Here is a 22,573-nt window from a genome sequence, read left to right as displayed (position 1 = left end):
CGGTGTAGATCATGTCGTCCGTTCCTTTGATTAGACTTGATATTCAGTCTGGCCGAATTGGCATAGATGTTCAGCGAGGGCAGTGGGATATTAGTCAGCCTAAAGCTGACATGGAGATGCATACGACTCCACCTTCTATGGAAATGCGCTCCCCTCAAGGGGAACTACATATTGATCAGAGTGCTGCTTGGGATGCGCTTGGGATGGGAAGCCACACGACCTTCATGAATCGGATTTACAGCGAGTCGAAGAATATAGCTCTACAGGGAATCGCAAGCATTGTAGAGAAAGGGAATCGACTAGCAGCCATACATAAGGGAGGAAGTCCGATTGCCGATTTGGCAGCACAACGGGCTTTTGAACCAAGCACTATGAATTATCTCGGTGAGGCCTCTTACGACAATGTCGAGCTGGATTACACGGCGCACAAGATAGAGATCGATGTGAATCCGGGGAATGTTGATATACAAATTACACCGCATCAAACTGAAATTAATTACACGCCTGGTAAGGTTTCAATTTATATGCAGCAATATCCAAAGGTTGAAATGATTCCACCTGAGATCGATATAAAAGTATGATTGCCCAACAATGTAGGGTATAGTTGAAACTGTAGATTGCCTAATCTATAGTTTTTTTGTTTATTCTTCAACCACTAATCAATCCGTATAGGAGTTGTCACTCATGAATATAACCACGTTGCAGTTTGGTGAATTAACGATTGCCRAGAAAGAGGTCTTCACGTTCCCTCAGGGTATTCCAGGGTTTGAGCAGTTTGTGAATTACATCTTCATTCAACCCGATATGGAGTCACCGTTTATCTTCTTACAGTGTCTGGACGATGGGAATGTAGCACTGTTATTAACGAACCCATTCGAGTTCTTCCCTGATTATGATCTAGAATTATCAGATAGTGTCGTTACGGAGTTGGGGATTGAAAGCAAGGAAGATGTGGCTGTATGGTCGGTTGTGTCCGTAGGGGTACAGCTGGAAGAAGCGACTCTAAACTTATTAGCGCCTATCATTGTGAATGTGAATTCGAGAATAGGGAAGCAGGTCATCCTTCACGGCTCTTCCTACAACGCCAAAAATAAATTGATGCAATCGGTTCCATCCGATAACAAATAAATAAGGGGGGACAGGCATGCTTGTGCTAACTCGTAAAAAAGGCGAAGCCATTATGATTGGCGACCATATTGAACTTATCGTATTGGGTACGGAAGGGGATACAGTTCGTTTAGGTATTTCCGCTCCTAAAAGTGTCGAGGTATTCCGAAAAGAGATCTACCTATCTATTCAGCAAGCTAACAAGGATGCCCTTGGCAGCGCATCAAATTATAACGGTCTCAATGAAATGTTCAAAAAAACGAGAAAAACAGAGTAAATAGGCTAAATTTGGGCGAAATGAAATGATATCTGAGACTTTATAGCTGTAAATGTCGGAATTTCGCGAAAATAGGACTTCAGAAATAGTCGCCCCCTGTCGATATTAATAGTATGAGCGATTCCAAGGGCGGCCGACCTGGAAGAAACGCTAATCCACATGGATGTGGAATTCATATATTCAGGGAGGAATTACCAATGAGAATTAATCACAACGTAACAGCACAGAACACGCACCGTCAATTGTCCACAAACACAGCTAACCAAAGCAAATCCATCGAGAAATTGTCTTCCGGTCTTCGTATCAACCGTGCAGGTGATGACGCAGCTGGTCTTGCAATTTCCGAAAAAATGCGCGGTCAAATCCGTGGTCTAGATCAAGCTTCCCGTAATGCGCAAGATGGTATCTCTTTGATCCAAACAGCTGAGGGTGCTTTGAACGAAACTCATGATATCCTACAACGTATGCGTGAACTTTCCGTTCAAGCAAGCAACGATACAAATACTTTAGACGACCGTAATGCTCTTCAAGACGAAGTAAAACAGTTGAAATCCGAGATGGACCGTATCGGTAACACAACTGAGTTCAATACACAAAAGTTGCTTGATGGCTCCAAAGGTGCTAAAACTACAAGTGCTAATCTGACTGGTGGTTCTGCTGTAAATGTTTCTCCGACCAGCGCTATAAGCTTTACTGATGGTGTTGAAACCAAAAACAATAGCTTTAAACTTACGTACCAAAGCGGCGCTGGTGCTAACCCTACGTTATTTGATTTAGATGTAAATGTTGCAGAGGGTAACTATACAAATGCAGTGGATTTTTCAGTTGCAGTTGAAAGTGCAATCAAATCTGCAGCTGATGCGTACGACAAAGCTAACGGGGGAACCGTTGCAGCAACTGCTATCGCTAATTTGAAACTGAACTTTAACGTTGATACTGACCCAACATCCGGTACATATAAAGAAGTAACATTTTCTTTTGTAAGTACGGATGCGACGAACAATTTTGTTTTGTCGGGCGCTGATTCTACTGGAACTACTCATACAAATGATGTCTTTGCAAATTCTTTAGGATTCGGTACATCTTCAGTATCTATTGCTAAAGTTACTGCACCAGCTACAAGCACTACAGCAACAGCCGCTGCTAATTCCTCAAATAATGCTGGCGTTACAAATACATTTGACAATTTCTCTATTAAGTTAGAGGATGGTTTAAATCAGACGGCTAATCAAAACAACAAAATTAGCCTGACTTACGATGGACTTACTGTAAGTGGTGAGATTGCTGAAGGTGACTACGCTTCTGAGTCGACCCTCAAAGATGCCGTAAAAGCAGCTATCATTGGTGCAAGTGCGAGTGATGTTACTACGTTTACAGGTAGCGCTATGGTAGGTACTGATTTTGCAACCCTTCGTACGGCTGCAGGTGGTGCTGCTAATGCAACGGGTATCGTTAAGGCTGTTGAAAGCTTGAGTGATGCTGACTTGACAGCAAAAGGATATAATGGTGCAACAACTGACGATAAAAAAGCTGCATACATGAAAGATCTGTTGTCTAAAGCAGGAACAAGCCTTGATGTTTCTTTCTCCGCAGATCATAAGTTACAAATCAGTGGTCCTGCTGAAATGAAATTTGATGAGAAATCTCAAGCAGCTTCACTAATCGGCATGACTAATGTTAACGCTGATATCAAAAACTCAGGTGTATCCTTCCAAATTGGTGCTAATGCTAACCAAACATTACAAATCAGCATTGGTGATATGAGAACTAGTGCAATTGGCAAAACGAATGTTAACGGTTCAGATAAGTTTGTAAAAGATGTTGATGTTACCACTAAAGAGGGCGCTCAAAGTGCTACGAATATTCTTGATGAAGCTATCAAGAATGTATCCTCTGAACGTTCCAAACTTGGTGCGTATCAAAATCGTTTGGAGCATACTATCAACAACTTGAATACATCTTCTGAAAACTTAACTGCTGCTGAATCCCGTATTCGTGACGTAGATATGGCAAAAGAAATGATGAACCAATCCAAAAACAGTATCCTTGCTCAAGCAGCTCAAGCGATGCTTGCACAAGCGAACCAACAACCACAAGGCGTTCTTCAATTGCTTCGTGGCTAATATTAGCCCTACGGAAGGGGACTCTAGACTTTCTAGAGTCCTCTTTTTCATACTTATGAAATATAAAAATGTAAGAGCTTGGCCTAAAACATTAGTGGAGGTGCTAAAATGGATATTGCCGCAATGTCAATGGTTATGAGCCAAACTAGCTTAGTGCAAAATGCAAGCTTGTCTGTAATGAAAATAGCAATGGATTCAGCTAAAATGAGTGCAACTAATCTTACGGAGATGTTAAGTCAAAATACAGTTATACAGCAATCAGTACAGCCACATCTCGGTGGGAATTTTGATGTGAAGGTATAAATAATAGACTGAAGTAGTTAGTGCGGTTTCCCGCAACTAATCGTATCTAAAGGCGGTTAATAGTATTAAGTTTAACTACGAAGTAGACCGTGACCTTAGCTAGCTCGGTCTATTTCTATTTCTATTTGTTGTAGTAGCTAATGATTAGAGTTAATATTTTTGATGAAGGGATTCAGAAAAGTGATGCTAATACCGATATAAAGAGTAGAGAATACTTTCCGGGATATTGTTAATAAATTTAATGTTAAGTGGAGGAATGATGATGACATCGGTCACTCGAATCAGTGGAATGGCCTCAGGTCTGGACACAGATGCGCTGGTAAAAAAGATGATGGCGGCTGAAAGTATCAAATTAAACAAAATGAAGCAAACTCAGCAAAAGTATACCTGGCAAAGTGATGGCTACCGTCAGTGGAATTCAGACTTATTTGCGTTTAGGAGTAACACGTTATTTAATATGAAGCTATCGAGCAACTACAACACTTATTCGACAACTCCCTCTAGTCCTGATTCGATGAGTGGTGTATCATCAGCCGATGCTGTTGTGGGAACATATAGTTATCAGATTTCAAATCTTGCCCAATCGGCAACGATGAAGTCCAATATCGATATTGATCAGACTGCTGAATTGGGGAGTGCGACGGAGTTAACTATAACAACCAAAGATCAGACGGGTGCTTCCTATACGACGAAGGTCAGCATTGCTGCCAAGGATAAGATAGCTGATGTGATTGCTAAATTAAACGCGGCTAAAGATACTACAACTGGTAAACCGGAATCTGGAAAGAGCATGGGTCTCAAAGCGATCTATGATTCCACTCTCAAACAGTTTATTTTGAAAACAAAAGATACTGGAGCGAACACACAAATCTCGATTTCAGCAACAAATACCGATACTACCGACACTACGCCTAATACATTTCTGGATACAACACTCGGTTTTAGCAGCTCCGCAGATACTGACTTTGCTAATGGATTTAACGGAGGCTCTGGGTCCTATACGACAGCTCAAAAAACAAGTGCAACTCGTGTGCCAGACACTAATGCGACTAACTATGTAGCTGGTTCAGCAAATATGTTTAATATGAGTGCTACTGATGCTACAAAGAATGCCAGTATTACAGTTGACGGCACAAACTTCGATATTGMTTTAGCTTTGCAAAAAAACTGGTCTGGTAAGACACTTACTGATGTGGTTGCCGAATTAAAGAAAGTAACCTCTGGCACTAGTAAACTATCTGATTTGCTTGATATTACGACAAACGGTACAGATATTAGTTTCAAGACTAAATCGGCGGGTCCTTCGAGCTCTATTGAGATTGATGTAGGTAATGGTACAATGGCTGACGAAGTAGCAAATCTTTTCTCACTCATAAATGTATCCGCAGCGACCGCATTGGGGAAAATCGTTGGCAAGGGTAGTTCTGATTCAACGAATCAAAATATTGCACAAGACGCTAAGATTAAGTTTAACGGTACGGACGTAACCTCAGCATCTAATAATGTAAAAGTTATGGGTGTCAATTACACACTAAAAAATGTTACGACAACTGCCCAGACGGTGACTGTTGCAAGTGATATAGATGCTGAGATTAAAAATATTAAAGATTTCGTAACTAAATATAATGAGATGTTGGATAAACTCAATAAAGCGATTAATGAGACTGTCTATAAGGACTATCTGCCCTTGACCGATGAGCAAAGGGAAGCCATGTCAGAAACACAGATCACAGCGTGGGAAACGAAAGCTAAGAGTGGATTGTTCCATAGTGACAGTAGCTTAAAAGAATTGGTTAATAGTATGCGAAATCATATAACGTCTAAGGTCGATAATGGGAGCAGTTACAACTCTCTTTCATCAATTGGTATCGCTTCTCAAAATTATACGGATAAAGGGAAACTGTATATTGATGAAACGAAGTTACGAGCGGCGATTGTGGCTGATCCAGAGGCAGTTAAAAACCTATTTTCACAAACCTCCAGTGATACAACGACAGATGCGAAAAAAGGGTTGGTAGTTCGTTTGTATGATGATTTCCAAACAGCATTTACTAAAATTAAAGATAAAGCGGGGAGTGCTGGAAATACTCAGTTTGATCAAAGTGTGATCGGAAAGTTGATGAGCAAGACATATAAGGACATTAATACCGAGACAGATCGACTTAGCAAGAAAGAAACTAATTTTTACAAAAAATTTACTGCTATGGAAACAGCGATGAATAACTATAATTCGCAAAGCTCTTACCTTTCACAATCTCTATCAAGTGGTAGTTAATCATTTCCTATAAATAATATGTAACTGTTCACCGATATTAGTAATAACTATTATTTTAGGAGGTCCTTGCTTTGAGTATGAACCCATCGATTGGAAATGTTCCAAAGCCTAGTGTTAACGCAGCCCCTGCAGTACCTAAAGTTTCGAGCAATGACGGCATTCAAAGTGTTCATGATTTAAAGCAAGCTCAAGCGCAAGGGCAGAATATCCCGATTAGTGAGCAACAACTTGTAAAGGCTATTGAACGTGCAATTAAAGCCGTAGAAGGTACTTCTACAACGCTTGATTTTTCAATTCACGAACAGACAAAGCATATTATTGTTAGAGTATTAGACAAAAGCAATGGTGAACTTATTCGAGAAATCCCGAATGAGAAATCGCTTGATTTTCTAGCTAGGGTTTGGGAAATGGCTGGAGCTATGGTAGATGAGCGTAGATAATAAACGAACAAGACAAAACATTAGGGGGCATTCTCATGATTTCGGCGCAGCAGAATAAGTATATGCAAAATTCAATTCAAACAGCGAGCCCAGCTCAGCTGCTCATCATGTTATCTGATGGTGCTATCCGATATTGTAAGCAAGCCATTGAGGCACTTTCGCAGAAGAATTACCAAGATGCTAATAACTATCTGATGAGAGTACAAGACATCATCCAAGAGTTTATTATCACTTTGGATAAGAAAGCTCCTGTGGCTGACGAGTTGCTACGCTTATATGATTATTTCCTCTTCCGCCTAGTCGAAGCGAATACGAAGAAGCAGGTGGAATCCGCGGAGGAAGTGTTAGGGTATCTAGTAGAGTTGAAAGAAACGTGGGTTCAGGCAGCCAAGCTTTCTTTGGCGTCGAAAAATGGATAAGCTACTTCAAACGTTACAGCGGATAACGCACGAAATCATCATAGAGCTGGATCAGATGGAGTATGAGCAGTTAGCTAGCTTTGTTGAGGACAGACAACTCATTATTGATGAATTACAATCGATGAATCAGCGTTATAATGATCAGCAAAAGTTGGTGATTCAAGGCATTCTCCAACATGATGAGGCGATCGTAAGGCGCATGCAGCAATTAAGAGATGAAGCGAAGATCGGCATCGATAAAATAGAACGGGCCCGTGTGCATAACAATGCGTATGAGCAACCCTATGCACAGGAAAGTTACTTCTTCGACAAGAAGAAATAACCTATCCACACCAACCTTTTGCCGCGGCAGGAGGTTTTTTCTTTTATCCCCTGTTTTCCTCAACCTCGTACAAGTTTCCGTGGATAAACAATCCGATCTGACCCCACGATGTGAATAAACGGACCGTTTTACCGCGAGTTATCCATAATTCCTCCTATTCTACCTGTGGATAATGTGCATAAACCTGTTAATAACTTTGTTAATAACATGTAAAGAAGCCCGTCATGACAGGATTCTACAAATTCTGCAGTTATCCACGGGATGTAAATACTTGAATTTTCTAAATATTCACTTTTATTAAAAGTTAGAAATTGACAGGTCAAGCAGATAGGTGGTATAGTCAAAAAGAAAGGGCTTACATTTCATTTAAACTCTTTTTTATATTTTTTAAAACGAAAGGATTGTGTACGATATGCAAGGTAAAGTGAAATGGTTTAACGCAGAAAAAGGCTATGGGTTCATTGAGCGCGAAGATGGTGGGGATGTATTCGTTCATTTCTCCGCGATTCAGTCCGAAGGGTTCAAAACGCTAGACGAAGGTCAAGCTGTTGAGTTTGACATCGTAGAAGGCGCGCGCGGACCACAAGCTGCAAACGTAAGCAGACTATAATTAATCGGCACGTATTGTGCCATCGCATACAACGATGAACAAATCACCCTGGGGACATACTCTGGGGTGTTTTTTATATTTTGGCTAGAAAGTTTAGCTCGGAATTTAAAGGAATTATGAAGTTGGAGTGGAATGTAGTATAATGTAAGAAGGAAGGGAGATGTTTAACTATGGAAATTAGCATTCGCGGAGAACACCTTGAAGTTACTGAAGCCCTCGGAGACTATGTCGACAAGAAGTTGAATAGACTAGAGAGGTATTTTGAAGCTCCCCTTACATCTGATGTACAAGTAAAGCTAAGCGTGGTTAAAGGTCTTCAGACCATCGAAGTAAGCATCCCGTTAACAGGTGTGTTACTACGAGCAGAAGAACGCAACACCGACATGTACGCATCCATTGATCTGGTTGTGGACAAATTAGAACGTCAAATTCGTAAGCACAAGACTAAGACGAATCGTAAAATTCGCCAAGATGGCGGCAAGCGTGATCTGTTCAAGGCAGAAGTCGCGGCAGCTTCCTACATGGAAGAAGAAGAGGACTTCGAACTCGTGCGCAACAAACGCTTCAATTTGAAGCCGATGGACGTGGAAGAAGCGATTCTCCAAATGAATATGGTGGGTCATAACTTCTTTGTATTCTCGAACATGGAGACAGACACAGTCAATGTGGTCTACAAACGAGACGACGGTAAGTACGGTTTAATCGAACCGGCGATGTAATGCATAAACAAATGGCCTAATACATTTAATCAACATTCCTATACAAAATGATCAAGTGAGCTTAATTCGATATCATCGGATTAAGCTCTTTCCTTTAGCGATGAAGTCATAATCTTTGCTATGCATGTTAGCGGCATCTCCATTTCATACTAAGAAATACGAAAAGCATGGTTTTGAAGTCCTATTTCTATAGGTTTTAGAAGGAAGAGAATGCTCGTTTGTTGCGGCAGGACTGTCATAAGTGGTACAATTTAAGGATACGAACGCAAGGGAAAGGGGTTCACCGATGCTAGGACTAGTGAAGAAAATTTTTGGTGATTCCAATGAACGGGAGATTAAACGGATGCTCAAAGCCGTTGACTACATCAACGAGCTTGAAGCCAGTATTAAACCGCTGACCGATGAACAGTTAAAAGGGAAAACAATCGAGTTCAGAGAACGCCTTGAGAAGGGCGAAGAAATCGATGATCTATTGCCTGAAGCTTTTGCAGTAGTCAGAGAAGCGGGTATCCGTGTATTAGGAAAACGTCATTATGACGTTCAACTTATCGGGGGTATGGTACTGCACGAAGGCCGTATTGCAGAGATGAGAACAGGTGAAGGGAAAACGTTAGTTGGAACACTTCCTGTTTATTTGAATGCTTTGCTTGGTAAAGGCGTACACGTTGTTACCGTCAATGACTATTTGGCACAGCGGGATAGCGCCGAAATGGGTCAAATTTACGAGTTCCTCGGCTTAACCGTTGGGGTTAACTTGCATGACTTGTCTCATGAAGAGAAGCAAGCTGCTTATGCTTGTGATATTACGTATGGCACGAATAACGAATACGGGTTTGACTACCTGCGTGACAACATGGTGCTGTACAAAGAGCAGATGGTTCAACGTCCGCTGTACTATGCGGTTATCGATGAGGTGGATTCCATTCTAGTCGATGAAGCGAGAACACCATTGATTATTTCTGGACAAGCTGCGAAATCAACAGATATGTACTTTACGGCGGACCGTTTTGTATCGACTCTAAAAGAAGAAGAAGACTACACGATCGATATCAAAGTGCGTGCTGTCGCGTTAACGGAAGAAGGCGTGGCGAAAGGTGAACGAGCTTTCGGTATTGAGAACTTATTTGATCATCAAAACGTAAACATCAACCACCACATCACACAAGCGCTCAAAGCTCGTTTCATTATGAAACGTGACGTGGACTACGTTGTTCAAGAAGAAGAAGTTATGATCGTTGATGAATTTACAGGCCGTATCATGACTGGCCGTCGCTATAGTGATGGGTTGCACCAAGCCATTGAGGCGAAAGAGCAGCTGAAAGTTCAGAATGAGAGCATGACACTCGCTACGATTACGTTCCAGAACTATTTCCGTATGTACCGCAAGCTAGCGGGAATGACGGGAACGGCGAAGACGGAAGAAGAAGAGTTGAAGAAAATTTACGGCCTTGAAGTTATTATCGTTCCGACGAACCGTCCAATGATTCGTAAGGATCTACCGGACGTGGTGTATAAGTCAGAGAACGGTAAGTTCAGAGCTGTTGTTGAGCAAATTCTAGAGCGTCATAAGCTGAATCAGCCAGTGCTTGTGGGTACAGTATCCATTGAGAACTCAGAGAAGCTTTCCGAGATGCTGAAGAAGAAAGGCGTTCAACATAAAGTATTGAATGCTAAGTATCATGCGGAAGAAGCGGAAATCGTTTCACGTGCAGGTCAACCAGGTTCCGTTACGATTGCAACGAACATGGCGGGTCGTGGTACTGACATTGTGCTTGGTCAAGGCGTACATGATGCTGGCGGTTTGCATATCATAGGTACTGAACGTCACGAGAGCAGACGGATTGATAATCAGCTGCGTGGGCGCGCAGGACGCCAGGGTGACCCTGGATCCTCACAATTCTACCTTTCTCTTGAAGATGAGTTGATGAAACGATTCGGCGCTGAAAATATTATGGCGATGATGGATCGTCTCGGAATGGAAGAAGATCAACCAATTGAGAGCAAATTGATCTCCCGTGCCGTGGAATCTGCGCAAAAGCGCGTTGAGGGTAACAACTTCGACGTACGTAAAGTCGTCCTTCAATATGACGATGTCATGAATCAACAACGTGAGATTATATATAAACAGCGCCGCGAGCTGCTGGAGTCTGAAAATATCCGCGAGGTAATTGAGGGTATGATCAGTGCCGTGATCGAGCGTATCGTGAAAGCCCACTGTCCAGAGGAGCAAATTCCGGAAGAGTGGGAACTGCAAGAAGTTGCGAACTTTGTGAATAACAACTTGCTGCACGATGATGCACAAATTACTGATCAAACCATGTGGGGTAAAGAGCAAGATGAGATCATCGAGCTGATCAAAGATCTTGTGAGCAAACGGTATGATGAGYGTGAAACGGAAATTGGCGCAGAATTTATGCGTGAATTTGAAAAAGTCGTAGCGCTTCGTGCAGTAGATAGCAAATGGATGGATCACATCGATGCGATGGATCAGCTGCGCCAAGGTATTCACTTACGTGCATATGGCGGTACAGATCCACTTCGGGAGTACCAATTCGAAGGCTTCGAGATGTTCCAAGAGATGATCGACAACATTCGTGAAGAAGTCGCCATGTACATCATGAAAGCACACGTACAGAGCAACCTGGAGCGCCAAGCAGTAGCAGAAGGTCAGGCTGTTGATACGAAGAATGAAGCCGGCGGCAAGAAACCACTAGTACGCGGTGAAGAGCAGCGTATTGGACGCAACGACCCATGCCCATGCGGCAGCGGCAAGAAGTTCAAGCAGTGCCACGGGCAAGGCATGTAAGCAACTAAACCACTTGTCTAGGTACATGCAAGCAGAATAAACGAGGTGTACGACATGCTAGAACCAGAAGTAAAACAAGACTTAAGAGAAACAGCGAAGCGACTAACCGAATTACGGGGGTCTCTTTGACTTAGATCATAAGCTAGAAGCTATCGGGGATTTTGAGGAAAAAATGGGCGCGCCAGACTTCTGGGACGATAATGAACGTGCCCAGAAGACGATCGCTGAGCTCAACGTGATCAAGAGTGTCGTGGAGGAGTTCCAAGGCTTCACGAACGCGTTCGAGGATATTCAGGTGATGGTTGAGCTCGAGGAAGAAGAGAGCGATGCGGGTCTTGTCAAAGACATCGAAACCGGCATCGCGGCGCTCGTCAAGAAGCTCGAGTCCTTCGAGCTTGGTTTGCTGCTCAATCAGCCGTATGACCGGCTGAATGCGATTCTAGAGCTGCATCCAGGCGCCGGCGGCACCGAGTCGCAGGACTGGGCAGAGATGCTGCTGCGGATGTACCGTCGCTGGGCGGAGAAGCGGGGCTACAAAGTCGAGGTACTCGACTATTTGCCCGGCGACGAAGCCGGCGTGAAGAGTGTCACGCTGCAGATCACAGGCTTCAACGCCTACGGCTACTTGAAGGCAGAGAAGGGCGTGCACCGGCTCGTCCGGATCTCGCCGTTCGACGCCTCTGGCCGTCGTCACACCTCGTTCGCATCGTGTGACGTGATGCCAGAGATCGAAGACGACACCGAGGTGGGCGAGATCCGCTCCGAGGATCTCAAGATTGATACGTACCGCGCAAGCGGCGCCGGCGGTCAACACATCAACACCACGGACTCGGCTGTGCGGATTACACACATTCCGACTGGCGTTGTGGTGAGTTGTCAGCAAGAGCGCTCGCAGATCAAGAACCGCGAGAAAGCGATGAAGATGCTTCGCTCCAAGCTCTATGAGCGGAAGATCGAAGAGCAATTGAAGCACCTAGCCGAGATTCGCGGCGAGCAGTCGGATATTGCGTGGGGAAGTCAGATTCGCTCCTACGTTTTTCATCCGTACAGCATGGTGAAGGACCACAGAACCTCCGCTGAGACGGGCAACGTTGGAGCCGTCATGGACGGGGATCTCGATACCTTCATTGACGCGTATCTGCGTCATCAAATACGGAAGCCAGAGTAAGGCCTGCCATAAACAAGCCATGCGAAAGCAAGCTGATTTGCCGGGCTGTGCATGGTTCACGTCATAAACGTTGATCCTACACCTAATGGGTGTAGGATTTTTCATGTAAACGAACAAAGGAGGACCACGGGTGTCCAGAAGAGAACCACGAATTACAATGGGAAGTCCCACGCATACCGTTTTTGAATATATATTACTGATTGTCGGTTCATTGATCATGGCAGCGAGTTTTAACAGCTTTCTGAACCCGAACCAAATCGCGACAGGCGGAGTCTCGGGGATTTCGACCATTTTGCAGAAAGTCACCCAAATAAACCCGGCGTACACACAGTGGGCGCTTAATATCCCGATTTTATTGTTAGCCCTGTGGCTGCTCGGAAAGAAATTTGGCATTAAAGCCATCGTTGGATCGGTTATTTTCCCATTCTGCGTACTCATCACCAGTCACTTAGGCGTACCTACACATAATCCATTGCTAGCTGCTGTATATGGAGGCATCGGCGTGGGGTTGGGTCTGGGCATCGTATTTAAAGGGCGTGGCTCCACAGGTGGACTGGGGTTGGCAGCCCAATTATTACATAAGTACTCCGGCTTAAGCCTCGGCTTTTCGGTTGCCATATTCGATGGACTCGTTATTATCAGCTCTGCCTTGGTGTTCACCCCAGAGAATGCGCTGTATGGGATGATCGGATTATTCGTTACGACCAAAACGATTGATATCGTGCAGCTCGGCTTTAACTATGCCAAAGTAGCCTTTATAATCTCGGATCATACGGATGCCATACGGAAGGCGATTTTGTACGATTTGGATCGCGGGTTAACCGAACTTAGCGGATCGGGTGGATTTACGGGTGAATCGCGGACGGTCATGATGGTGGTCGTGAAACAGAATGAAGTCAGTCGGTTAAAAACACTGGTGCAATCCGTGGATCCACAGGCTTTTGTGATTTTGAGTGAAACGAATGAAGTGTTGGGAGAAGGGTTTAAGCGCCACGCATAGTGGAGGGCCGTCAGGAGAAATATGCCTGATGGTCTTTTTTGTGGATAACTTGTTGGCAAATTGTGCGTAAACGCCTAACTTATACACAATGCCTGTGTACAAATGTGCATAACTCTAGAGTAACTAACATAATTTGCCTTCTGACTATAGTCTTTGGGATAATGAGTAAGGCTGAGCCAATGGGTAACGGAAGAAGCGATGGCGGTGATTGCGATTAGTTTTATGCACGACTTGCGAAAATTGATGCATAATGTGCATATAACTCGATATAGTCAGACTATTCAGTTAACTAAATTCAATTCGTTTTACCGGATAAAAGCCTTGAAATACCTTGCTGAACAGCATTTTTGGCCAAAGCCAGAGCGCAAAAAAATTCATTGAATTATTATGTATACGAATGTATAATAATACATATATTTTCGGAACATCGGGAGGTCATGGGAATGAGTCAGAGCATTAGAGCGGCTATTATTGGAGCAACAGGATATGGTGGTGCGGAATTGATTCGTCTTTTGCAGGCGCATCCACTTGTACATATTACATCCGTGATTTCAACTTCGAATGCAGGAGCGCCGTTGGCGGAGCATTTTCCACATTTGCAGGAAGTGGTCGTGGATATCCTCGATGTCCTTGATGTTGAGTTGATCGCTGGTAAAGCAGACGTTGTGTTTCTAGCTACTCCGGCAGGTGTGAGCGCGGGGCTCTCGCCTAAACTGGTCGAAGCAGGCCTGAAGGTGATTGATATTTCGGGGGATTTGAGACTGAAGTCCGCTAGCGATTATGAAAAATGGTACAAAAAGCCGGCGGCTTCTGAAGAAGCGTTGGCACGTTCGATCTACGGTCTATCCGAAGTGTTCGGGGACGAAGTGAAGGGCAGCGATCTGATCGCTAACCCTGGGTGTTACCCAACAGCGACGCTGCTAGGACTTATTCCTGCGGTTGAAGCAGGATGGATTGATCCGTCCACGATTATTATTGATGCGAAATCCGGTGTATCCGGTGCGGGTCGCGGTTTGAGCCTGGGCGCACACTATTCCGAAGTAAATGAGAACTTATCGGCTTACAAAATAAATAAGCACCAACACATCCCGGAAATTGAGCAAGCGCTGAGCCGCATTGCAGGGAAACCGGTTGTGACGACGTTCACGACGCACCTTGTGCCAATGACACGGGGGATTATGGCGACGATGTATGCCACACTGACAGGTGAACATACAGCTGAAGAGTTCATCGAAAAGTACCGTCAGTACTATGAAGGCCGCAAATTCGTAAGGATTCGCCCGCTTGGGAAGTATCCTTCAACGAAGGAAGTTATGGGCTCCAATTACTGCGATATCGGCTTCGCTGTGGATGAGCGTACAAGGCGTGTAACGATCGTGTCGGTTATCGACAATGTGGTTAAGGGCGCCGCAGGTCAAGCGATTCAGAATTTAAATATTATGCAAGGCTGGGACGAAACGACAGGGTTGTTGTTCGCACCGGTATATCCATAACTAGAAGATGAGGATAGGTGAGTAGACGACCATGTCGGACCAAGTTAGCTTCACTGTCGTGCCAGAGGGCACTGTAACAACACCGAAGGGCTTTCGTGCAGGCGGCCTGCACTGCGGATTGAAGAAGACGGAGCGCTATGATCTTGGCGCGATCCTCTGTGATGTACCAGCTTCAGCGGCAGGCGTTTATACGCTGAACGCGTTCCAAGCGGCACCGCTGCGCGTGACGCAAGAAAGCATCGCCCACAGCGGCAAGCTGCAGGCGATGATCGTGAACAGCGGCAACGCCAACGCGTGCACTGGCCAGCAAGGCGAAGACGACGCTCGCGCGATGCGCGCGGCAAGTGCGAAGGCACTTGGCGTGGCGGAGCACCACGTCGGCGTGACGAGCACGGGCGTTATCGGCGAGCTTCTGCCGATGGGCAAAGTGCTGAGCGGCATCGAGCAGCTGCCAGCGAAGCTGAAGTTAGACGGCGGCGAAGACTTCTGCCAGTCGATCCTAACGACGGATCTCGTGCAGAAGATGACGTGCGTCCGTGTTGTGGTTGGCGGCAAAGAGGTTCACATTGCCGGCGCAGCTAAGGGTTCGGGGATGATTCACCCGAACATGGCGACGATGCTCGGTTTCATGACAACCGACGTCGCGATTGAGAACGAATACCTGCAGCTGTTGCTAAGCAGGATTACAGATAACACGTTCAACATGATCACTGTTGACGGAGATACAAGCACCAACGACATGGTCGTGGTGATGGCAAGCGGGCTTGCCGGCGGCGACTCCCTGCATCCGGGGCACCCGGATTGGGAAGCTTTCGCGGCAGGGTTCCAATACGTTGGCGAATACCTCGCCAAAGCGATTGCACGTGATGGCGAGGGCGCGACGAAGCTGATCGAAACGACAGTGATCGGCGCTGAGAGTGACGATGCGGCTCGTAAGATCGTGAAGTCGATCATCGGATCGAGCCTCGTGAAATCCGCCGTATATGGCGCTGATGCGAACTGGGGCCGGATCATTGCGGCTGTAGGTTACTCGGGTCAGCCGGTGAACGTGAACACGGTCGATATTCGCTTAGGCGATATCGCAGTGTTGGAACAGTCGCGTCCCGTGAAGTTCGACGAGGAAGCGGCGCTGGTTTATTTGAAAACAGATACGATTCAAATTCATGTGAATTTACATATGGGCGAAGGCAAAGCAACGGGCTGGGGCTGCGACTTGACCTATGATTATGTCCGCATTAATGCGGCTTATCGGACGTAAGCAAATGCTTACGAAGCTAGTTTTGCTACGCAAAACTTTTAGGGGGAAGAGCAGTGAAGAACAATTGCTTTGTGATGAAATGCGGAGGCAGCACGCTTGCGGCGTTGCCTAGTAGTTTTTTTGAAGACATGCGTCAGCTTCAGGAAGAAGGAATCGTTACAGTCATCGTGCATGGCGGCGGTCCTGCGATTTCGGATACGTTAGGCAAGTTGGGCATCGAGTCAGGTTTCGTGAACGGTCTGCGGGTAACTTCTGAAGCCGTGCTGGACGTAGTGGAAATGGTGCTTTCAGGCCAGATTAACAAAGAAATCGTACGCCGTATTCAGTTAACGGGCGCGAAGGCGCTTGGGTTGTCCGGTGTGGATGGACATTTGATCGAAGCAAAGCCCGTTGCTAACAGCCATGAAGTTGGTCTTGTAGGCGATGTAACTAGGGTGAATGCTGAGCTGATTCAAGGCATCGTCGGCATGGGCTACATTCCGGTTATTGCACCGGTAGGGCTGGGCGCAGATGGCGGACAGCGGTATAACATCAACGCCGATACGGCGGCTGGTGCTGTCGCTTCTCACCTTGGCGTGGAGCAGATGGTTGTTGTGACCGATGTTCCCGGCATTATGAAAGTCGTGGATGGCGAGAAGCAAGTGCTTCCTGTTGTCAGCGTAGCGCAGATTGAAGAGATGATCACAAGTGGCGACATCTATGGCGGCATGATCCCGAAGGTTCGTGCAGCAATTGCTTGTATACAAGGGCAAGTGCAAGAAGTGGTTATCGTGAACGGTTCGGAACCGAACGTACTTAGCAAAGTTTTGAAGGGCGAAGGCATCGGCACGCGCATTGTACGGTAATTTGAAAAGCTTACGAAGCTAGTTTTCTAACGAAAACTTTTAGGAGGGAATGTACATGACAGAACAAGGGAAAAGCTCGTTATTTCCAACCTACGCCAGATATCCGATTACGCTAGTGAAAGGTGAAGGCAGCCGACTGTGGGATGACACAGGGAAGGAATACATCGACATGATGAGCGGGATTGCCGTTGCCGCTCTTGGGCATGCACCGCAGGGCGTGAAGGAGAAATTGATCGAGCAGCTGGATCAGCTTTGGCATGTGGGTAATTTATTTCATATTCCGAATCAGGAAAAATTGGCTGGTTTATTGACGGACAACAGTTGTGCGGATGCTGTGTTTTTCTGTTCCACAGGAGCGGAAGCGAACGAGGCAGCGATCAAAATCGCGCGTCGCTACTCCCAAAAAGTGCTGAACAACGGTAAGTACGAGATCATCACGTTCAACATGTCCTTCCATGGGCGTACGATAGCTACATTAACAGCGACAGGTCAGGACAAAGTAAAGGAAGGCTTCCTTCCGCTTCCAGAAGGCTTTGTGTATGCCGATTATAACGATATCGAGTCTGTTCGCAACCTTGTGAACGACCGTACGTGTGCGGTTATGCTTGAGTTCGTACAAGGTGAAGGCGGCGTGTTGCCGGCGGATCCGACATTTGTGAAGCAGCTTGCTGAGCTTTGTAAGGAACATAATCTACTTCTGATCGCGGATGAAATTCAGACAGGTGTAGGTCGTACGGGTAAGCTTTTTGCCTATGAACATTATGGTGTAGAGCCGGATATTTTCACATTGGCCAAAGGTCTTGGCGGTGGATTCCCGATTGGTGCGATGCTAGCTAAAGGGCACTTGGCAGAAGCGTTTAGCGCAGGCAGTCACGGTTCCACGTTCGGTGGGACTCCGATTGCAACAGCAGCGGCTCATGCAACATTAAGTACGATTATCGACAATCAGTTGCCGGAGCGTGCAGCAGAGTTAGGCGCGTATACGGTGAAGACGTTAGAGAGCAAGCTGGCGGGTAATCCGTTGGTCAAAAGCATCCGTGGCATTGGCCTTCTCATTGGTATTGAATGTGCACAGCCAAGTGCCGAAATCATCAGCGAAATCCACAAACAAGGCGTGTTGGTCATTCCAGCAGGACCTAACGTGATTCGTTTGGTGCCGGCGTTAACGATACCGCAAGAAGATTTGGATCAAGCGTTAGAAGTCGTGTGCGGTGTCCTCTCCCAGAAGGCATCGACCATTAGCGGCGTCTAACCGAAGTTTACAGTAGAGAGGTTGGATCACATGAATAGCATGGTCAAGGAAGAAATGGCTGCCCAGTTGAAGGGCAAGGATTTTCTTGCATTGGTTGATTATACAGCGGAAGAAATCGAATATTTGATTCACTATGCCATTGAGCTGAAGCGCAAGCAGAAGGCAAGAGAGCCTCATGCGGTACTAGCGGGTAAAACGCTGGGCATGATTTTTGAGAAATCCTCCACGCGTACGCGTGTTTCCTTTGAAGTGGGGATGTACCAATTGGGAGGCCAAGCGCTTTTCCTGAGCAAAAATGATTTGCAGCTAGGCCGCGGAGAGACGGTATGGGATACCGCTCAAACCCTGTCCCGTTACTTAGACGGAATTATGATTCGTACTTACGAGCACCGCAAGGTGATCGATTTGGCACGCGGCGCGACAGTGCCTGTCATTAACGGCTTAACGGATCATGCACACCCTTGCCAAGTTATGGCCGATTATCAGACCGTTTTGGAGAAAAAAGGCCGCTTGAAAGGCATTAAAGTCGCCTATATCGGCGATGGCAACAACATGGTCCACTCCTTGATGATGGGAGCTAGTAAGCTTGGGATGGATTTCGCGATTGCTTCGCCAGAGGGCTATGAGGCTGGGAAAGAAGTGATTCGTCAATCCAAGGAAAATGCCGCTGAAACAGGTGGAAGTCTGCTTGTTACGCGCGATCCGCGTGAAGCGATTGAAAATGCCGACATCATCTATACGGATGTATGGGCGAGCATGGGCCAAGAAGATGAGCAAAAAGAGCGCGAAATCGCGTTCAAAAACTATCAAGTCAATGAAGCTTTGGTGAAATATGCGAAGCAGGATTACCTGTTCATGCACTGCTTGCCTGCACACCGCGGGGAAGAAGTGAGCGAAGGCGTCATCGACGGCGCGCATTCCATTATTTTCGACCAAGCAGAGAATCGTCTTCATGCGCAAAAGGCCATCATGGCCGCGACAATGATATAAATTTCAAATGAGAGTGTAGAAACGGAGCGAAGAGTAGACATGGCTAAGGAAAAAATCGTACTCGCTTATTCAGGCGGGTTGGATACATCAGTTATCCTCAAATGGTTAAAAGAAACTTACGACGCAGAAATCATTGCTTTCACAGCGGATATTGGGCAAAAAGATGAGCTTGACGGTTTGGAAGAAAAAGCACTTGCAACCGGCGCATCCAAAATCTACATCGACGACCTTCGCGCTGAGTTCGCGAAAGATTTCATCAACCCGATGTTCCAGGCGGCTGCTCTTTACGAGGGGCAATACCTGCTTGGCACGAGCATTGCGCGTCCTTTGATCGCGAAGCGTATGGTTGAGATCGCTCGCGCTGAAGGCGCAACAGCGATTGCTCACGGAGCAACCGGTAAAGGGAACGACCAAGTACGTTTCGAGCTTACAGCAGCAGCGCTAGCGCCTGAGCTGTCCGTGATCGCGCCTTGGCGTTTGGAAGAATTCCGCGAGCAGTTCCCAGGTCGCGCAGAGATGATCGCTTACGCGGAGAAGCACAACATTCCGGTAACAGCATCCGCAGCGAAACCGTACTCAACAGATCGTAACTTGCTGCACATCTCCTTCGAGAGCGGCATGTTGGAAGATCCTTGGTTCGATGCAGCAGCTGACGACAACAAAGGCATGTACGTGCTCAGCGTTGCACCAGAAGATGCACCAGATCAAGCGGAGTACATCGAGCTTGAGTTTGCTGCTGGTGATTGCGTAGCGATCAACGGAGCGAAGCTTACGCCACTTCAAGTGATGGAAACGTTGAACGGAATCGGCGGCAAACACGGGATTGGCCGTGTGGACATGGTTGAGAACCGTTTCGTCGGCATGAAGAGCCGTGGCGTATATGAGACGCCGGGCGGTACCATTCTTTTCACCGCTCACCGTAAAATGGAATCTCTCACGATGGATCGCGATGTTATGCACCTTCGTGATTCCTTAATCTCGAAATATGCATCCCTTGTCTACAATGGCTTCTGGTTCGCTCCTGAGCGTTTGGCGATTCAAGCGCTTGTGTCCGAGAGCCAAAAGAACGTATCTGGTACGGTTCGTTTGAAACTGTACAAAGGCAACGTGATAGGCGCTGGCGTGAAAAGTCCAGTATCCCTATACAATCCGGATATCGCGACAATGGAAGCTGATCCAACGAAGGCTTACGATCAAGGCGATGCAACAGGATTTATCCGCTTGAATGCACTGCGCTTGAAAGTAGGTTCCGGCGTGGAACAAAACGCGAAGAAGTAAAATTTCAATAGCCTCAGCCGTGGGCTTTCCCTTCGTGGAAAGCCTTTGGGCTGTCCATAAACTTGTCTCATAGGGACAAGTTTCATACGAGAGGGGTCATGCAAGGTGTCTAAGCTTTGGGGTGGACGTTTCACGAAACAAACCGACCAATTGGTCGAAGAATATACAGCATCCATTACTTTCGACAAAGAACTTGCCGAGGAAGATATTGAAGGCAGCTTGGCGCACGTGACGATGCTTGGCAAATGCGGGATTCTTCCTGCTGACGATGTGGAGAAAATCAAAGACGGCTTACTGCAAGTGCAGGGCATGATTCGCCGCGGCGAGCTGGAATACACGATTCAGAACGAAGATATTCATATGAATATCGAGAAAACCTTGATTGACCTGATCGGTCCTGTCGGCGGCAAGCTGCACACGGGTCGCAGCCGTAACGATCAAGTGGCGACGGACATGCATCTCTACCTGCGCAAGCGCGTGGTTGAGTTCGTTGGCTTGCTGATCAAGCTGCAGGAGGCTTTGCTTGAGAAAGCGAAGGCTAATCTCGATACGATTATCCCGGGTTACACGCATCTGCAGCGTGCGCAGCCGATCTTGTTCGCGCACCATCTGATGGCCTACGTCAGCATGTTCCAGCGTGACCTCGAGCGCTTGCAGGACAGCTACAAGCGCGTAGACATGCTGCCGCTCGGCGCTGGCGCGCTCGCGGGCACGACCTTCCCGATCGACCGCCATTTCGTGGCGGAGCAGCTCGGGTTCGGACGCGTGTACGAGAACTCCCTGGACGCGGTCAGCGACCGCGATTTCATCCTGGAGTTCCTCTCTAACGCGTCCATGATCATGATGCACCTTTCTCGCTTCAGCGAGGAAATGGTGCTCTGGTCTTCGACCGAGTTCGCATTCATCGAACTCGACGATGCATTCTGCACCGGCAGCTCGATCATGCCGCAGAAGAAGAACCCGGACGTTGCGGAGCTTGTCCGTGGCAAAACAGGCCGCGTCTATGGCAACTTGTTCGGTCTGATGACCGTACTCAAGTCGCTGCCGCTGGCGTACAACAAGGACATGCAGGAAGACAAAGAAGGCATGTTTGATACGGTTCGTACCTTGCAAGGCGCGCTGCAATTGTTTGCACCGATGGTGTCGACGATGAAGGTGAACACGGAGCGCATGCGCCAAGCCGTGAACCAAGACTTCTCGAATGCAACGGATATCGCAGATTACCTAGTGAACAAGGGTCTTCCTTTCCGTCAAGCGCACGAAGTGATCGGCAAAACGGTGCTCTACTGCATCCAAAACAAAAAATATTTGCTAGATATGAGCATCGAGGAGTTCAAAACCTTCTCCGAGCTATTCGAGTCCGATATTTATGCGGTTCTTCAACCGGAGCAAGTTGTGAACGCGCGCAACGTGTACGGCGGAACGGCAAGCAATCAAGTGAGCGAGGCGATTGGTCGCGCAGAGCAAGTGCTGGCGGAATCGCAGGCATGGTTGCACGACTTTTTAGAGAAAAGCAAATAAGGTTATTTTCACATAGGCACGTCAAATAGCTCTTTCCGTCATCCATGATGGGAAGAGCTTTTTACTTTCTATTTTTCACATTACCGCCCTATACCTTAAATTGTTGAATAACATCCTGCAGCTGGGCTGACATGTCATTTAAGTTTTTAACGGAGGCTGAGATGCGTTCAACTCGAACGAGAGGTTTAGCGATATGTCTAGCAAAGAGGATGAGGACGATCAGACTGGTTAATTTACCTACTTTCTGTATTATTTTGTATATATTCTTTACAATTATTGTATTCCCTCTATTTCGACAAATTTTTACAATTCGTGTAAATGGAAACCATGTTAAATTTTATTCTAAATTTCGACATTACAAAGTCAC

Annotated in this window: 21 protein-coding genes; all 21 read left to right on the top strand. The window is 46.4% G+C overall.

Features of this window, described 5'->3' with window-relative positions:
* Positions 1-11: 11 nt before the first annotated feature.
* The 21 genes from AB4114_RS24955 to argH all read left to right on the top strand — a co-directional run bounded on the left by AB4114_RS24955 (position 12) and on the right by argH (position 22,206).
* Positions 12-581, top strand: coding sequence for a DUF6470 family protein (locus AB4114_RS24955; RefSeq protein WP_441990877.1), 570 nt, complete (start codon positions 12-14; stop codon positions 579-581).
* Positions 582-684: 103 nt separating this feature from the next.
* On the top strand, positions 685-1,128 hold the full coding sequence (fliW, locus tag AB4114_RS24950; protein ID WP_441990876.1) for a flagellar assembly protein FliW: 444 nt from the start codon (positions 685-687) through the stop codon (positions 1,126-1,128).
* A gap of 16 nt (positions 1,129-1,144) precedes the next feature.
* Positions 1,145-1,384 carry a carbon storage regulator CsrA gene (gene csrA, locus AB4114_RS24945; protein ID WP_056611544.1) on the top strand — a complete coding sequence of 80 codons (240 nt, stop codon included), beginning with the start codon at positions 1,145-1,147 and terminating at the stop codon, positions 1,382-1,384.
* A gap of 197 nt (positions 1,385-1,581) precedes the next feature.
* Entirely contained in the window at positions 1,582-3,507 is a 1,926-nt protein-coding gene (locus tag AB4114_RS24940; protein WP_441990875.1) for a flagellin N-terminal helical domain-containing protein, read from the top strand.
* Between the two features lie 108 nt (positions 3,508-3,615).
* Complete coding sequence (locus AB4114_RS24935) at positions 3,616-3,810, top strand: YjfB family protein (protein ID WP_441990874.1); 195 nt, start codon at positions 3,616-3,618, stop codon at positions 3,808-3,810.
* A 256-nt stretch (positions 3,811-4,066) separates the two neighbouring features.
* Positions 4,067-6,085 (top strand): flagellar filament capping protein FliD, encoded by a 2,019-nt coding sequence (gene fliD / locus AB4114_RS24930; RefSeq protein WP_441990873.1) that lies wholly within the window; start codon positions 4,067-4,069, stop codon positions 6,083-6,085.
* 77 nt (positions 6,086-6,162) lie between these two features.
* Positions 6,163-6,525 carry a flagellar protein FlaG gene (locus AB4114_RS24925; RefSeq protein WP_441990909.1) on the top strand — a complete coding sequence of 121 codons (363 nt, stop codon included), beginning with the start codon at positions 6,163-6,165 and terminating at the stop codon, positions 6,523-6,525.
* Positions 6,526-6,560: 35 nt separating this feature from the next.
* Complete coding sequence (fliS, locus tag AB4114_RS24920; RefSeq protein WP_441990872.1) at positions 6,561-6,944, top strand: flagellar export chaperone FliS; 384 nt, start codon at positions 6,561-6,563, stop codon at positions 6,942-6,944.
* Positions 6,937-7,266, top strand: a complete 330-nt coding sequence (locus AB4114_RS24915; protein ID WP_441990871.1) for a hypothetical protein — start codon at positions 6,937-6,939, stop codon at positions 7,264-7,266. The genes fliS and AB4114_RS24915 overlap by 8 nt, the downstream gene beginning before the upstream one ends.
* 412 nt (positions 7,267-7,678) lie before the next feature.
* Positions 7,679-7,876, top strand: a complete 198-nt coding sequence (locus tag AB4114_RS24910; protein WP_028556842.1) for a cold shock domain-containing protein — start codon at positions 7,679-7,681, stop codon at positions 7,874-7,876.
* A gap of 170 nt (positions 7,877-8,046) precedes the next feature.
* Positions 8,047-8,595, top strand: coding sequence for a ribosome hibernation-promoting factor, HPF/YfiA family (gene hpf / locus AB4114_RS24905; RefSeq protein ID WP_441990870.1), 549 nt, complete (start codon positions 8,047-8,049; stop codon positions 8,593-8,595).
* 286 nt (positions 8,596-8,881) lie between these two features.
* Positions 8,882-11,401 carry a preprotein translocase subunit SecA gene (gene secA, locus AB4114_RS24900; RefSeq protein WP_441990869.1) on the top strand — a complete coding sequence of 840 codons (2,520 nt, stop codon included), beginning with the start codon at positions 8,882-8,884 and terminating at the stop codon, positions 11,399-11,401.
* A gap of 54 nt (positions 11,402-11,455) precedes the next feature.
* Positions 11,456-12,569 (top strand): peptide chain release factor 2 gene (gene prfB / locus AB4114_RS24895; RefSeq protein ID WP_441990868.1). Its coding sequence is split into 2 segments (ribosomal slippage): positions 11,456-11,527 and positions 11,529-12,569, totalling 1,113 coding nucleotides; the frame shifts between segments, so codons are not numbered across the junction.
* 157 nt (positions 12,570-12,726) lie between these two features.
* Complete coding sequence (locus AB4114_RS24890; protein ID WP_441990908.1) at positions 12,727-13,569, top strand: YitT family protein; 843 nt, start codon at positions 12,727-12,729, stop codon at positions 13,567-13,569.
* Positions 13,570-14,012: 443 nt separating this feature from the next.
* Positions 14,013-15,062 (top strand): N-acetyl-gamma-glutamyl-phosphate reductase, encoded by a 1,050-nt coding sequence (gene argC / locus AB4114_RS24885; protein ID WP_441990867.1) that lies wholly within the window; start codon positions 14,013-14,015, stop codon positions 15,060-15,062.
* Between the two features lie 31 nt (positions 15,063-15,093).
* A complete protein-coding gene (gene argJ / locus AB4114_RS24880; RefSeq protein WP_441990866.1) occupies positions 15,094-16,320 on the top strand; it encodes a bifunctional glutamate N-acetyltransferase/amino-acid acetyltransferase ArgJ in 1,227 nt (408 codons plus the stop codon).
* A 74-nt stretch (positions 16,321-16,394) separates the two neighbouring features.
* On the top strand, positions 16,395-17,165 hold the full coding sequence (gene argB, locus AB4114_RS24875; RefSeq protein WP_441990907.1) for an acetylglutamate kinase: 771 nt from the start codon (positions 16,395-16,397) through the stop codon (positions 17,163-17,165).
* 55 nt (positions 17,166-17,220) lie between these two features.
* A complete protein-coding gene (locus tag AB4114_RS24870) occupies positions 17,221-18,417 on the top strand; it encodes an acetylornithine transaminase (protein ID WP_441990865.1) in 1,197 nt (398 codons plus the stop codon).
* A gap of 30 nt (positions 18,418-18,447) precedes the next feature.
* Complete coding sequence (gene argF / locus AB4114_RS24865) at positions 18,448-19,407, top strand: ornithine carbamoyltransferase (RefSeq protein WP_441990864.1); 960 nt, start codon at positions 18,448-18,450, stop codon at positions 19,405-19,407.
* A 39-nt stretch (positions 19,408-19,446) separates the two neighbouring features.
* Positions 19,447-20,685, top strand: coding sequence for an argininosuccinate synthase (locus tag AB4114_RS24860; RefSeq protein ID WP_441990863.1), 1,239 nt, complete (start codon positions 19,447-19,449; stop codon positions 20,683-20,685).
* A gap of 105 nt (positions 20,686-20,790) precedes the next feature.
* On the top strand, positions 20,791-22,206 hold the full coding sequence (gene argH / locus AB4114_RS24855) for an argininosuccinate lyase (protein ID WP_441990862.1): 1,416 nt from the start codon (positions 20,791-20,793) through the stop codon (positions 22,204-22,206).
* Positions 22,207-22,573 lie beyond the last annotated feature (367 nt).

It is taken from the genome of Paenibacillus sp. 2RAB27 (assembly GCF_052115445.1).
Classification (GTDB): domain Bacteria; phylum Bacillota; class Bacilli; order Paenibacillales; family NBRC-103111; genus Paenibacillus_E.
Note: the sequence above shows the minus strand (reverse complement) of the source record. Positions and strands in the feature narration are given on the sequence as shown.